This window comes from Marinomonas sargassi (assembly GCF_025716875.1).
Classification (GTDB): Bacteria; Pseudomonadota; Gammaproteobacteria; order Pseudomonadales; family Marinomonadaceae; genus Marinomonas; species Marinomonas sargassi.
In genome coordinates this window covers 78,657-93,010 of sequence record NZ_JAOVZB010000005.1, presented here as the reverse complement: position 1 = coordinate 93,010, position 14,354 = coordinate 78,657, and the positions used below count along the sequence as shown (strand labels likewise).

The 14,354-nt window shown below is 43.0% G+C and carries 14 protein-coding genes; 11 read left to right on the top strand and 3 right to left on the bottom strand.

The window, feature by feature from the left end; genetic code table 11:
- The first annotated feature begins 18 nt into the window (after positions 1-18).
- Complete coding sequence (locus tag OFY17_RS11205) at positions 19-1,671, top strand: ABC transporter permease (RefSeq protein ID WP_263530828.1); 1,653 nt, start codon at positions 19-21, stop codon at positions 1,669-1,671.
- An 8-nt stretch (positions 1,672-1,679) separates the two neighbouring features.
- Positions 1,680-2,747: an ABC transporter ATP-binding protein gene (locus tag OFY17_RS11200; protein WP_263530827.1), complete on the top strand. Its 1,068-nt coding sequence runs from the start codon at positions 1,680-1,682 to the stop codon at positions 2,745-2,747.
- Positions 2,748-2,761: 14 nt separating this feature from the next.
- Here the strand turns inward: OFY17_RS11200 and OFY17_RS11195 are convergent, their stop codons facing one another.
- Complete coding sequence (locus OFY17_RS11195) at positions 2,762-3,628, bottom strand: HDOD domain-containing protein (protein ID WP_263530826.1); 867 nt, start codon at positions 3,626-3,628, stop codon at positions 2,762-2,764.
- Between the two features lie 129 nt (positions 3,629-3,757).
- On the opposite strand from OFY17_RS11195, the gene OFY17_RS11190 reads away from it, so the two are divergent.
- Positions 3,758-4,954 carry a class I SAM-dependent rRNA methyltransferase gene (locus OFY17_RS11190; protein WP_263530825.1) on the top strand — a complete coding sequence of 399 codons (1,197 nt, stop codon included), beginning with the start codon at positions 3,758-3,760 and terminating at the stop codon, positions 4,952-4,954.
- A gap of 88 nt (positions 4,955-5,042) precedes the next feature.
- On the opposite strand, the gene OFY17_RS11185 is transcribed toward OFY17_RS11190, so the two are convergent.
- Positions 5,043-5,699, bottom strand: coding sequence for a histidinol-phosphatase (locus OFY17_RS11185; RefSeq protein WP_263530824.1), 657 nt, complete (start codon positions 5,697-5,699; stop codon positions 5,043-5,045).
- 134 nt (positions 5,700-5,833) lie between these two features.
- On the opposite strand from OFY17_RS11185, the gene OFY17_RS11180 reads away from it, so the two are divergent.
- Genes OFY17_RS11180 through lgt form a run of 3 tightly spaced genes read left to right on the top strand, consistent with a single transcriptional unit; the run spans position 5,834 to position 9,482 of the window.
- Complete coding sequence (locus OFY17_RS11180; protein WP_263530823.1) at positions 5,834-6,343, top strand: RNA pyrophosphohydrolase; 510 nt, start codon at positions 5,834-5,836, stop codon at positions 6,341-6,343.
- A 15-nt stretch (positions 6,344-6,358) separates the two neighbouring features.
- The gene (gene ptsP, locus OFY17_RS11175) at positions 6,359-8,644 is read left to right on the top strand and encodes a phosphoenolpyruvate--protein phosphotransferase (RefSeq protein WP_263530822.1); all 2,286 of its coding nucleotides are present in this window, start codon (positions 6,359-6,361) and stop codon (positions 8,642-8,644) included.
- Between the two features lie 40 nt (positions 8,645-8,684).
- Positions 8,685-9,482 carry a prolipoprotein diacylglyceryl transferase gene (lgt, locus tag OFY17_RS11170; protein WP_263530821.1) on the top strand — a complete coding sequence of 266 codons (798 nt, stop codon included), beginning with the start codon at positions 8,685-8,687 and terminating at the stop codon, positions 9,480-9,482.
- Between the two features lie 65 nt (positions 9,483-9,547).
- Here lgt and OFY17_RS11165 read toward each other — a convergent pair whose 3' ends face one another.
- Positions 9,548-10,198, bottom strand: coding sequence for a peroxiredoxin-like family protein (locus OFY17_RS11165; protein ID WP_263530820.1), 651 nt, complete (start codon positions 10,196-10,198; stop codon positions 9,548-9,550).
- Between the two features lie 210 nt (positions 10,199-10,408).
- Here OFY17_RS11165 and OFY17_RS11160 point away from each other — a divergent pair, with 210 nt between their 5' ends.
- The 5 genes from OFY17_RS11160 to OFY17_RS11140 all read left to right on the top strand — a co-directional run bounded on the left by OFY17_RS11160 (position 10,409) and on the right by OFY17_RS11140 (position 14,283).
- Positions 10,409-10,999, top strand: a complete 591-nt coding sequence (locus tag OFY17_RS11160; protein ID WP_263530819.1) for a Crp/Fnr family transcriptional regulator — start codon at positions 10,409-10,411, stop codon at positions 10,997-10,999.
- A 98-nt stretch (positions 11,000-11,097) separates the two neighbouring features.
- Positions 11,098-11,727, top strand: a complete 630-nt coding sequence (locus OFY17_RS11155) for an NAD(P)H-dependent oxidoreductase (protein ID WP_263530818.1) — start codon at positions 11,098-11,100, stop codon at positions 11,725-11,727.
- Complete coding sequence (locus tag OFY17_RS11150; RefSeq protein WP_263530817.1) at positions 11,728-12,186, top strand: DMT family transporter; 459 nt, start codon at positions 11,728-11,730, stop codon at positions 12,184-12,186.
- Positions 12,176-12,910, top strand: a complete 735-nt coding sequence (locus tag OFY17_RS11145; protein ID WP_263530816.1) for a GNAT family N-acetyltransferase — start codon at positions 12,176-12,178, stop codon at positions 12,908-12,910. Before OFY17_RS11150 ends, OFY17_RS11145 begins: the two co-directional genes overlap by 11 nt.
- A gap of 59 nt (positions 12,911-12,969) precedes the next feature.
- Positions 12,970-14,283 carry a D-serine ammonia-lyase gene (locus OFY17_RS11140; RefSeq protein WP_263530815.1) on the top strand — a complete coding sequence of 438 codons (1,314 nt, stop codon included), beginning with the start codon at positions 12,970-12,972 and terminating at the stop codon, positions 14,281-14,283.
- Positions 14,284-14,354 lie beyond the last annotated feature (71 nt).

Genomic DNA, 14,354 nt, shown 5'->3' with positions numbered 1-14,354 from the left:
AAAGCGACGTTGTCCTTAATGCTTGATTCCGCTCATACGAGTTCAAAATCTAACTGGCTGAAGGTGGCTGCAGTAGTAATTGCTGCGGCCTTGTCTTTGCCTATTCTAGTTGTATTAACCAATGTTCTAATTGGTGATGGTGAAGTATGGAACCATCTCTATAGAACTGTGTTATCTGACTACATATCGAATTCTCTAATTCTCATGTTAGGTGTCGCTATTGGCGCTTTTGCTATTGGCGTGCCATGCGCTTGGTTAACCAGCATGTGCGAGTTTCCTTGTCGTAAATTATTGTCATGGGCTTTGTTACTGCCAATGGCGATGCCTGCTTATATTATTGCTTATACCTATACGGGGATTTTTGACTTTGCAGGCCCTGTGCAGACTTTTATTAGGGATGTTACGGGCTGGCGCTACGGTCAATATTGGTTCTTTGAAGTTCGTTCCTTAGGTGGTGCCATTGCTATGCTGACATTGGTGCTGTACCCCTATGTGTATTTGATGAGTAGAGCTTCTTTTTTGGAGCAATCTGCGAATACTTTAGAAGTCAGCCGAACTTTGGGTTATTCATCACAAGCGGCATTTTTTAAACTGGCATTACCTCTTGCCCGTCCAGCAATAGTTACTGGCATCACATTAGTATTAATGGAAACGCTAGCGGATTACGGCACAGTTCAGTACTTTGGTGTGAATACTTTTACTACTGGCATACTCAGAACTTTTTATGGTTTTGGTGATGTGACAGGAGCCTCTCAACTGGCGGGTGTACTGCTATTGTTTGTCTCTGTTCTTATCTTGTGTGAAAGGTATTCTCGACACCGTATTCGCTATCATTCCTCGGGTTTGAAAAAAGCGAGTAGTAGGCGTATTCCTCTAACAGGGCTCAGTGCCTTCTTTACAACAGTCTTTTGCTGGCTGCCTATTTTACTTGGCTTTATTGTGCCGGTAGCCGTCCTTGCCTATTGGGCAGCCTTTAAGGCGAATTTACCCGGAGAGGAGTTTATTCAGCTTGCTTGGAATTCCTTTTATTTAGCGGCGTTAGCGGCTCTCATTGCAGTTTCCCTAGCGCTTATTCTTAGCTATGCCGTTCGCCTTCATAGAGGCCGTATGATTAACGCTTCAGTTGGCCTTGCAGGCTTAGGTTATACCTTACCCGGGACTATTATTGCCATTGGTACTATCGTGCCTCTGGCATGGTTAGATCATAGAATCATTGAGTTGGTAAAATATTACACAGGCGAGAAAGTCGGGCTAGTTTTGTCAGGCACGCTAGTTGCTCTATTGTTTGCCTATACCGTCCGTTTTATGGCGGTTTCTTTAGGAGCGATACAAGACGGGCTAGGTAAAATCAAACCTAGTATGGATATGGCAGGACGTTCTTTGGGAATGACACCTAGTAAGGTGCTTACTCGGATACATGTACCTTTACTCAAAGGTTCAGTGCTTACCGCCATATTAATTGTTTTCGTAGATGTATTGAAAGAGTTACCAGCGACTTTAGTTCTAAGGCCGTTTAACTTTAATACCTTAGCCGTAAGAGCCTATGAGCTAGCATCCGATGAAAGACTTATCGATGCGGCTCCGGCTTCTCTGATGATAGTGCTGGTGGGGTTGGCTCCCGTTATTTTATTGAGTCGGTCTATTTCTTCACGCGTGGAACATAGTAAGTAGGATTAAATATGAGTTTGTCACCTTCAAATGAAACCCTTACTGAGCTTGTACTCGAGAATGCTGTCGTTGGCTATGATGGTAAGGCGATAGTGACAGAAGCCTCCTTTCAGCTTGGAGAAGGTGAGATCGGCTGCTTACTTGGACCAAGTGGTTGTGGTAAATCGACATTGTTGCGCGCTATAGCAGGCTTTGAGCCCCTTATCTCCGGCAGCATCCAAGTTAATAACAAGACCATCTCAGATGAAAACCATACACTGAGCCCTGAGAAACGCCAAATTGGTATGGTGTTTCAAGATATAGCCTTATTCCCCCATTTGACGATTGCGCAAAATGTTGCTTTTGGATTGACTGATTGGGCAAAGCAAGAAGCTGATGAGCGAGTAGATTATTTATTGAATTTAGTGGGCTTGTCGGGTTTTCAATCCCGCTATCCCCATTCGCTTTCTGGTGGTCAACAGCAGCGAGTGGCACTTGCTCGCGCCATTGCTCCAAAGCCAAAACTATTATTAATGGATGAGCCTTTCTCTGGTTTAGATGCCAAATTACGAGAAGATTTAGTACCTGAGATTCGTGCCATTTTGAAGCATGAGAACATGAGTGCGCTACTGGTTACCCATGACCAGATGGAAGCCTTTGCCATGGCGGATATTGTGTCAGTGATGGATGCGGGTGAAATACATCAAACAGGCAAGCCTTACGATATTTATCATCAATCGAAAACACGCTTTGTTGCTGAGTTTATTGGTCATGGTGACTTCTTGCCGAGTACGGTATGTGGGGTGAATTGTGTTCACTCTGATTTAGGGGAAATACAGGGAGATTTAAACCACGGCTTGGAAGATAACCTAGCTGTCGACTTATTAGTTCGCCCTGATGATATTTTGCATGATGACGACAGTGAGTTTTTAGGTGAAATTGTCAGTAAGTGGTTTAGAGGATCACATTTCCTGTATAGAGTGAAGCTGGCTTCGGGTAAGAAAGTATATTGCTTTGCCTCCTCTCATCATAATCATCAAGTAGGGCAGAGCATTGGCTTAACGGTTAATCTTGATCACCTAGTGTTATTTCCTCGTTAGTTTCGCCTCTATTGTCACAAGACGCCCAATCCTTGCTCGTGACAAATTTCAATCATGCCTTCTAAATCGTATTCCGATAGGTCTAGATGATCTAGAACATAGTGACTGATCTTTTCCCATTCATAGTCTTTGGACGCTCGTCCTAAATGTTTAAAAACAGAGGCTATGTGCTCAGAGACCTTCAATATTGAAGCGAGTGTTAAGTAAGTATTATCTCCAGCAATGCGATGGTTGAAGAGCTCTTCGATACGGTGGTGGTTGGATATGATGGAGCAATTTATTTTTGGTATCCCCCAAGATTTCGCTAGGTAATAACCAATGACAGAATGGTTAGTATTAAAGTGCTTATTCTCAAGGTCGGTGAGGGTGAACCCTGAACTTTGGTAACCTTGCTCCAAGACTTCTTTATAATTATCAAAGCGTTGCATCATTAAAGGAATGCCAGCATTGTGGAATAAACCTAAAGAATAGCTTTCGTCTTTAAACTTGAAATTAAGCTGGTCTGCAATGCTTGCACTGATTCGAGCGACATCGGAAGCGGTATCCCAGAAGCTATGCAATGAATTTAAGGAGTCGTCGGATAACTCACTTTTAATCAATAGACCATTGATGATATTGGCTATTTTGTCTGGACCTAAGCGAATAACAGCTTGTTGTATTGATGTTATTTTTGCTGGCAGGTTGAAGTAAGAAGAGTTGGTAAATTTAAGAACCGCCGCCGAGAGGCTAACATCTTGTGAAATGATGGATGCAATATATGCCATGTCAGGGTCTGGCATCACTTGTTCCATTTGTATATCCACTAATATTTGTGGCTGAGGTGGAATCACTATTCCTTGAAGGATCTTTTTGAGATCTTTTTCATTAAAACTGGAAGCCATGGTTATCCTTTACTTAATGTATTCCTACCAGAAAGAATCAATGATTTTGTGTCGTAAGAGTTAGCTAATACATAGTAATTGATATGAGACTCACTATAATAGGCTTTTTTAATTTACTGGGTGAAAATTGTGAGTGTGATTCGACTTAAAGGTCAAGCTGACCGCCGTATTCGAGCGGGACATCAATGGATTTATAGTAACGAAGTAAATACTTCTCAAACCCCATTGAAGCAATTTTCTCCAGGGGATCAGGTTGTTGTAGAAACGGCTCAAGGTAAACCTTTGGGTATCGCGACAATTAATCCAAACACGCTTATTTGTGGCCGCCTTATTAGCCGCAGCACCGACACTGTTTTAAATAAGTCGACTTTGGTTCACCGTCTTAATATCGCGCTTTCACTTCGAGATATGACTTATCCTGCACCATATTATCGTTTGGTGTTTGGTGATTCTGATGGGCTGTCAGGTTTAGTCGTCGATCGCTTTGCGGACATTCTGGTTGTGCAAATTTCTACCGCAGGCATGGAACGTATTAAAGACGAAATCGTAGAAGCACTTCAAGATGTCGTTAAACCCTCTGCCATCTTAATGAAAAACGATGGCAAGATGCGTCAAATTGAAGGTTTAGACAGCTATGTTGAAGAAGCTTTTGGTACGGTACCTGAAGTGGTTTTCCTGCAAGAGAACGATGTCTTGTTCCAAGCGCCAGTTTGGGATGGGCAAAAAACTGGCTGGTTTTATGATCATAGAGAAAACCGCAAGACCATGCAGGGCTTTTGTGGTGGTAAACGTGTACTAGATGTTTTCTCTTATGTTGGTGGTTGGGGTGTGCAGGCAGCGTCAGCGGGTGCAACAGATGTTACCTTTATCGATGCTTCTGAAAGTGCCCTTAGTCATGTTGAAGCCAACTTATCGTTAAACCAATATGAAGGTGATTCCAACCTGATGCACGGTGATGCATTTGAAGCCATGCAATCTTTAATTGAAGACCAAGAGCGTTTTGATGTTGTGATCATGGACCCTCCGGCGTTTATAGCTCGTCGTAAAGATATTAAGGCAGGTGAAGGGGCGTATCATAGGGTTAACCAGTTAGCGATGCGACTAGTAGCGAAAGGCGGTATTCTAATTTCAGGTTCTTGTTCAATGCATCTAGAAACGTCTCGTTTGCACGATATTATCCGTAGTAATAGTCGTCAATTAGAGCGCTTTTCTCAGCTTATCTACCGTGGTACTCAAGCGCCAGATCACCCAGTACATCCAGCGATTCCTGAAACGGAATATTTAAAAGCTATGTTTTACCGCATTCATAATAATATGGGGCTGTAAGCTTTTCTTTCAGGCTTAGCAGAGCTGGAACAAAAAAGCGCGCTTATATAGCGCGCTTTTTTATTGGGCGAATGGAAGGCTAGTAGATCTAATCTCGTAATGAGATATGTTGCCAATTTCGCTCTTGGGCAATTTTCGTTAGGGTCTCGTCTGCATCTACTGCGATTGGGTGAGTGACCAATTCTAGAAGAGGCAGATCGTTACGAGAGTCGCTATAGAAATAGCTGCCTTCCATTGAATGCCCAGTCTCTGCTAGCCAATCATTAAGACGAGTCACTTTACCTTCTTGGAAGCTAGGGATACCAACAACTTTGCCTGTATAGCGGCCTTCAACCACTTCTGGGACTGGGGCAATAATATGGTCCATGCCTAATAGTTCGCCAATGGGTCCCGTTACGAATTGATTCGTCGCTGTGATCATCAACAGGAAATGGCCTTGATCTTTGTGGTGCTGAAGTAATTTAGCGGCTTTATCTAGCATCATAGGTTGCACTTTTTCAGCCATGAAGCTGTTATGCAGTTCCGTTAGCTCTGTTTGAGAAAACGCTTTTAGAGGCGCGAGACTGAAAGCAAGGTATTCATGAATGTCTAAGGTGCCAGCTTGGTATTGTAAAAAGAACTTATCATTGGCTTCTTTATAGACTTGTGTGTCTACAAGACCTTTCTCTACAAGAAACTGCCCCCAAGTGTAATCACTGTCACCGCTTAGCAAAGTACCATCTAAATCAAATATTGCGAGAGTCACTGTTTGTCCTCAATTCTTCAATGTATGGCAAGTATAACGTTGGCAATAATAAATAACAGCCGTCTTAATTGTGTGAATGGGGGAATTATGGAACAATGAAAGGAATTTATTCTTATATTAGAAGGTGATAGCTCGTGATTGATGCAGACGGATATAGGCCGAATGTGGGCATCATACTGATGAATGAGCGTGGCCAACTTTTGTGGGCGCGACGTGTTGGACAAAACGCGTGGCAATTTCCTCAAGGGGGAATTAAACCCAACGAAACACCTGAAGAAGCATTATTTCGAGAACTCAAAGAAGAAGTAGGGCTAGAACCTGAACAGGTAGAAATCGTAGGAAAAACAAGTGGTTGGTTGCGTTATCGTCTTCCGAAACGCATGTTGAGGCATAACAGTAAACCGTTATGCATTGGACAAAAGCAAAAGTGGTTTCTTTTGTCTATTCGTTGCCCAGATGCGGCAGTGTGTGTTGATGGAACAGATTGCCCTGAATTTGATGGCTGGCGTTGGGTGAGTTATTGGTACCCACTTGGTCAAGTTGTCGCGTTTAAAAAAGATGTTTATAGAAGAGCGTTGAAAGAGTTAACTAGGGTTGCCCACAGGCAATTGGAGAAGCAAGGGACAAGTCACTTAGAGAAATAAGCGAATAGGGTATTTATGCTAGGTTTGTTAAGACAAATAACACAAGAAGTAACAGACGCTCAGTCATTGCCAGCGGCATTAGACATTATTGTGCGTCGTGTACGTCGTGCTATGCGAACCGAAGTCTGCTCTATTTACTTGGTCGACAATCTGACATCAGAATATGTGCTGATGGCAACCCGCGGTCTTCACTCCACTGCAGCTGGTAGTGTTAGCTTAAAAGAAGATGAAGGCCTTGTCGGCCTTGTTGGTCGAAGAGCAGAGCCTGTTAACCTTGAAAATGCCCAAGCCCATCCATCCTATTGTTACCTAGAAGGGACAGGGGAAGAACGTTTCCGCTCCTTCCTAGGTGTGCCTATAATCCACCATCGTCAAATACTCGGGGTGCTCGTTGTCCAGCACGAAGAGCAACGCCGTTTTGATGAAGGTGAAGAAGCTTTTCTGATTACCTTATCCGCCCAATTAGCCGGAGTTATTGCTCACGCAGAAGCCACAGGCGCGATTAATAGTATCAGCGCTGATCAAGAGAAAATGGCGGCGGATGTTCGTTACAAAGGGGTTCCGGGTAGCTCAGGTGTCGCGATTGGTCGCGGTGTCGTGGTATTTCCTCCAGCAGATCTGAATGTTATTCCTGATCGAACAACAGATACTCCAGAGACCGAGATCAGTGATTTTTATCAAGCACTGGAAGCCGTACGTACGGATATTCGTTTAGCATCAGATCGTATTAGCGAGCATGTCTCTGAAGATGAAAAAGGTCTTTTTGACGTCTATCTTAAAATACTCGATGACGATTCCATTGCTGGTGAGATTGTCCGTAAAATTAACGATGGTCAATGGGCTCAAGGGGCGTTAAGACAAGTCATACAAGCCCATGTTAAGCAATTTAATGCCATGGATGATTCCTACTTGCGTGAACGGGCGACAGATTTACGAGACCTTGGTTGTCGTATCTTGTCCCACCTGCAAGAGAAAGGTCCTAAAATCAAAGAGCGCTTTAGTGAGCCTTCTATCATCATTGGCGAAGAACTCACAGCCTCAATGTTGGGTGAAATACCAATCCATAATATCAAAGGCTTGGTTTCGGTTAAGGGTTCAGGTAACTCTCACGTTGCGATTTTAGCCCGAGCTATGGGCATTCCGACTGTGATGGGAGTACTAGACTTACCCTATGCACAGTTAGATAAAGTTGAGCTTATTCTTGATGGCTATCTAGGACAGGTATTTACCTATCCATCTGATAATTTAAAAGAAAACTTCCAACAGGTGGTCAATGAAGAACGCCAGTTAGAGAAGCAATATGAAACCTTAAAAGATCTACCTTGTGAGACAAAAGACGGCCACCGTTTGAACCTGTATGTTAATACGGGATTATCCGCCGATATTGGTCGCTCCTTGGATCGTGGTGCAGAAGGCATAGGCTTGTATCGAACCGAAGTACCTTTCATGGTTCGAGATCGATTCCCGACCGAAGCAGAGCAGGTACAAATTTATCGCTTACAGCTAGAGGGGTTCGCTCCTGCTCCTGTGACAGTGCGAACGCTAGATATTGGTGGTGATAAAGCCCTACCTTACTTCCCCATTGAAGAAGCCAATCCTTTCTTAGGTTGGCGTGGTATCCGAGTCACCTTGGATCACCTAGAAATCTTTATGGCACAAATTCGAGCCATGATAAAAGCCAGCGCTGATCTGCATAACTTAAAGATCATGTTGCCTATGATCTCGAATGCAGCAGAAGTAGAAGAGGCTTTGGCATTAATTCGTCGTGCTTTCGCTGAAGTGAAAGAAGAAGGTTATAACGTCAAAATGCCTCGCGTAGGGGTGATGATAGAAGTCCCTGCGGCTGTGTACCAAGCCAAAGAGCTGGCGTCGCTGGTGGACTTTTTATCGGTTGGTAGTAATGACTTAACACAATACCTATTGGCCGTTGACCGGAATAACCCTCGAGTTGCGAGTTTATACAGTTCTCATCATCCTGCGGTATTACGCGCTTTATACAGCATTGTTGATCAAGTGCGCGATGAAGGTGTCGGCTTAAGTGTGTGTGGTGAGATGGCGGGTGATCCTATGTCAGCCATATTACTAATGGCGATGGGCTATGATGTGCTTTCTATGAGTGCCACCAGCTTACCCAAAGTAAAAGCAGTGATTCGTAATATTACTATGGCACAGGCACAAGATATGCTCAGCGAAGTGATGGAACTACCGCATGCGGAAGCGGTCACACAGACTATGACGCGATTGATGCGAGAAGCCAATGTTGAACGTTTGATTCGTCCAAGTAAAACCACAATTGAGTAACTCCTACCTAATAAGCACCTTCTGAGGTTTATTTTTTCATATGATTTCTTATCCAGATATTGATCCTATTGCGATTTCTTTGGGGCCAATTTCCGTGCATTGGTACGGCATAATGTATTTACTTGGTTTTGGCGGAGCGTATTTATTAGGCCTTTATCGAGCAAAACTATCCAATGGTTTGTGGACGCCGGAAATGGTCAGTGACGCTATTTTTTATGGTGCCATGGGCGTCGTACTTGGGGGGCGTATCGGTTATGTGCTCTTCTATCAATTCTCAGAGTTTCTCGCTAACCCCGTCATTATGGTAAGAATTTGGGAAGGCGGCATGTCTTTCCATGGTGGTTTGCTGGGTGTGATTGCCGCCATGTATTTGTTTGCTCGCCGTTATAACAAACACCTTGTGGATGTGACGGACTTTCTCGCGCCTTTCGTTCCTGTTGGCTTAGGTGCAGGGCGCATTGGTAACTTTATCGGTGGCGAATTATGGGGTAAACCAACGGATGTATCTTGGGCAATGGTTTTCCCGAATGATCCATATCAGCTTGCTAGGCATCCATCACAGCTTTATCAATTTGCTTTAGAAGGTGTGGTGCTTTTCACCATCCTTTGGTTCTTCTCACAGAAATCGAAACCACGCTACTGTGTATCGGGAATGTTTTTAGCTTGCTACGGTATTTTCCGAGTATTAGTTGAGTTTGTAAGGCAACCTGATGCTCATATTGGTTACTTGGCTTTTGGTTGGCTTACTCAAGGTCAACTACTTTCACTACCTATGATTATTGCGGGTGCAGCACTAGTATACGTAGGCTTTAAAATGAAAGTTATGCCCAAGAATTAAATAAAGAGTGGAATGAGATAGTGCTGGTTCATGCAGAACTATCTCATTTTTTGAAGTCACGTGAGCTACGCGAGTGCTTTTAACGCATTAATGATGTCTTCGGGTTCTGAACGAGTTCTATAGTCCACATCAACATAGCGCCATACCACTTTTCCCTTACGGTTAATCACAAAAGTCGCAGGTATGGGGAGTATGGTACCGTTGCCATTATTGACTACAGCAAGATCCAAGTTTCTATCTACCTTCATATGCTCTAGTAGCACTTCTGGCACTTCCCAAGCGATACCATACTCAGACGCAACACTGGCTCCTTGGTCTGAAAGTACTTCAAAGCCCATTGTGGCAATGTCGGTTTTAGTTAGGGAATCATCTGGTACCTCAGGGCTAATAGCGACAAGCTCAGCACCTAGTTCGTGAATCTCACTTAAACGATTGTGCAATGCTTTTAGCTGAAGGTTGCAGTATGGGCACCAGCTACCACGATAGAATGTCACGACAACCGAACCTTTCCCTAAAAGTTCAGCTAAAGATACGGCTTTCCTTTCGGCATTCGGCAAAGTGAAATTTGGAGCATTTTGATCAATAGCTATAGCTTGACCGCCCTGTTGGAAAGCTTTTGCTTCAGCCATCAGGTCATCAATCTTCTGCATAAATTCAGGCTTTGCTTTTCGTGTCTCGGCGACTTTGGCTTCGGTTTGTGCTTTTAAACTACTCATGTCTTTCCCTTAGTGGAGTTTGATACATAATGTTTCCTGTTAAGGAATACAGTACTGCCAAAAGATGATGGCTCCTAACGAACAATAAGAAACAAATGCGAAATCTATTTTCTATAGGTTTTGAAAGAGTGGTAGAGTGAGTGTTCTATAAAGCAAAAGTATAATGACTGTTTATTTTACATGGACAGTGTTTTAGGAATTATGAGTATCATGTTGAGTCATCAGGACGCTTTTATTGCATTGCGTAAATCATTAGAGTCTTATGCTGTTATTAGTGATGACACTTGGAATGAACTTAAACAGTTTTGTCATTATCGAGAGCTAGATAAACTTTCATTCCTTTATAAAATGGGTGATGTTCCTAATTCTTTTTCTTATGTATATCAGGGGCTTTTTCGATGCTTTATTTGTGACGATAAAGGCAATGAATATAATAAAATTTTCTTTTGTGAAGGTATGTTCCCAGGGTCGATGACATCCTTATTAACCTCTTCGCCTTCTTTTTTAGCCATTGAGGCGATTGAAAAAAGCCAAATAATTGAAATAGAATTTGCGGCGTTTCGCCAATTACTATTGGAAAAAGAGGATCTTAAGCTTTTTCAAATTGCGTATTTGGAAAAGAACTGGCTGCTAGAAAAAGAGCGTCGAGAAATTGAGATAGTGCAAGAGAATGCAACATCGAGGTATTTACGTTTTCTTGCTGAATACCCTGAGTTAGAATCACGTATTCCCCAGTACCATATTGCATCCCACCTTGGTATTACGCCCACCCAACTTAGCCGAATTCGTAAAAAACTATAAATTATCAACCTATGTAAATGTCGATGAATGTCGCGTTGATTATTCTCTTCTCCATCACCTGACAGTGCTTGCTGACAGGTTAATTCGTATGGAGAAGTATGATGGATTTATTTGAAGCATTAAAATGGCGCTATGCCGTAAAGAAATTTTCTCGGGAAGTTCTTCCCAATGAAGAAGTTCGGGAGTTATTAAAATTAGCACGGCTGAGTGCTTCTTCCTATGGCCTGCAACCCTATCGTTTACTGCTAGTGAAAGATGAAGCATTAAGAAGCCAGTTATTGCCGAATTCGTTTAATCAAGAGCAGGTTGTTGAAAGCTCTCATTTGATTGTTTTTGCTGTCCCTACAGATATCGGTGACCATATTGTTGACCAATATATTACTCAGCATGCATCTAAAACTAGGCAAACTTCAAGTAAGCTCGCTAACTTTTCAGAGCATATGAAAGGGGCCTTGCGTGTTAAATCGAATCAGCAGCGTCAAGAATGGGCCATTCAACAGGCGTATATTGCTTTAGGCAATTTATTAACCTGTGCCGCGATGATGAAAATTGATACTTGTCCAATGACGGGGATTGATCCGCATGCCTATGATGAGGTTCTAGGGCTTAAAGAGCGAGGTCTAACCACTGCTTTTATTTGTCCTATTGGTCGTCGAGATCCTGATGATGTGAAAATGCTTCAACCCAAGATACGAAAGAGCTTTATTGATCTTGTGGAGGAAATATAGATGAACATTTTTCCATTTTTAGCCGTATCTGCCGGCGTCATTATTGCTGTTCAAGGCACTCTAAATGCTCAACTTGGGTTTTTATTGAAAAACCCATTATTAGGTACTTCAATCGCTTTTTTAGTGGCCTTTTTGTGCATGTTTTCAACTTTTTTAGTGTCTGTCCACCGGTGGCCTACTTTTAATGAAGTGTTTTCTGTACCTGCATATTTATTGTTTTCAGGCGGTATATTATGCGCTGTAGGTATAGGAACCATGTATTACCTCATCCCTAAAATGGGAGTGGGAACACTCATGTCTTATTCTCTGTGTGGGCAATTGATAATGGCAGTGGTTGCTAGTCACTTTGGTTGGTTTGATTTACCTCAAAAGCCTATAGATGGGATAAAAAGCTTGGGAGTTATGGCATTGATTATTGGTGTTGTGTTGCTTAATTCGGGAGTCGGCCATGACCATTGATGAAGCAAATATCGCGAACTTAAAAGGTTTATGGACTAAGTATGGGGCTGTGTCCCTGATTGAATATAGGGGATTGAATATCCATCATGATTGGCCGCACCGCTGCTGGTTTAATCGAGATTCAGCCCCAGCTGAAAATGGAATGGCTTGGCTGGACAACATCTCATCTCATGCCATCTTACCTATATGGCCATGTGAAGCTCTGGAAGAGCTGGAGAAGAAACTAGTTTCTCTTGGTTATCACTGTACTTTACAACAAATGGCTATGTATAAAGATTTACGAGAAATCGAATTGTCTGATGAGCAACGAGCTAACTTTGAAATCGTGTCTGTTAATACAAAGGTAAATCTAAAAGAATGGTGTGGAATCGCCAGTGACGCTTTCCAGTATAAGGTTAGCTTGAAAGCGGTAGAGACTTTGTTGGATGACATTGATGCACGTATATTGTTAGGTTATCAAGATAATAAAGCTGTCGCCTGTGCGCTTTTACTCAAGACAGGTGAGTATATTGGTGTGCATCAAATGGGAGTGAAGCAAACATATCAAGGGAAGGGCATTGCTAAGTATATGATGAATCAACTCATCAAAGAGAGTGCTGGGTGGGGCGGGCGTTACCTCGTATTACAAGCATCAGCTTCTGGGCAGCCTTTGTACGAAAGTTTAGGCTTCTCTTCACAGTTTCTTATTAAGAGCTATATGAAAAATAAGGCCATACCTGACTAGCATCGCGCATGGCTTTTGCATGAGAATGGGTAACTTAAATTAAGAGAAATGAGACATTAATGACGTTATTAAATGATCTGAAAGCCTTTCCTCTAGTAAAAAAAATATCTGCCCTGCAAGAAGTGAGTTGGTTTAACCCTAATGTTAAGCCATTAGACGAAGCTTTAGATTATGTGGGGTTAGATAAGTCAGATGTGCAAGATGCAAGCGATAGGCTAGAGCGCTTTGCCCCTTACCTCGTTGAAGCCTTTCCTGAGACAGCAGCTACCAAAGGCATCATTGAATCAGATATTGTGCCTTTACCTAATATAAAAGTGGCATTAGAGCAGCAATATAAGGTTCAAATTTCAGGTCAACTGTTACTCAAAAAAGACAGTCACTTACCAATAGCAGGTTCGATAAAAGCTCGAGGCGGCATATATGAAGTGCTGACCCATGCAGAAAAACTCGCTCTGGAAGCTGGGCTACTTTCCGAATCCGATGATTACAGTATTTTATTTCAAAGTTCTTTTAAAACCTTCTTTTCCCAATACAAAGTAGCGGTTGGTTCCACTGGTAATCTTGGCTTATCCATCGGCATTATGAGCGCCAAACTCGGTTTTCAAGTGTCTGTGCATATGTCAGCGGATGCCCGCCAGTGGAAAAAAGATAAGCTGCGTGCCTGTGGGGTAAATGTTGTTGAATACCAGCAAGATTACAGTGTGGCGGTAGAGCAAGGGCGACGCCAAGCAGAGCAAGATCCCACCTGTTTCTTTATTGACGATGAAAACTCAAAAACACTTTTCTTGGGTTATGCCGTTGCAGGCGAAAGGGTGAAGAAGCAGTTTATCGAACGCAATATTCAAGTGGATGAAGAACATCCCTTATTCGTTTACCTCCCCTGCGGAGTGGGCGGTGCACCTGGGGGGGTGGCTTTTGGTTTAAAGCTAGCCTTTGGTGACCATGTGCATTGTATTTTTGCCGAGCCAACCCATTCCCCTTGTATGTTGCTAGGCGTTCATACAGGTCTGCATGATCAGGTATCGGTGCAAGACATCGGCATAGATAACCTAACAGTCGCAGATGGCTTGGCGGTAGGCCGAGCTTCTGGTTTTGTTGGTCGAGCCATGGAACACCTGTTAGATGGCTTTTACACCATCTCAGATGACAAGATGCTCCACCACTTAAAAGAGCTCCATGCATTGGAAGGCTTAGCTCTTGAGCCTTCGGCCTTAGCTGGCATAGTGGGGCCAGTACATGTTTTGAAGGATGCGGCATACCTCCAGCATCATGCTTTAAATGAAGAAAAAATGGCAAATGCAGTTCATCTGGTTTGGGGGACTGGGGGAGGGATGGTTCCTGAGGAAGAGATGAAAGGGTATTTGGGGCATTAATCTTTTTTCTAAGTTGAGAGGGGGCATGTTCCTCTTCTTGGCTTTGGGTGGAGGAGCACTTTTCCGCCCTG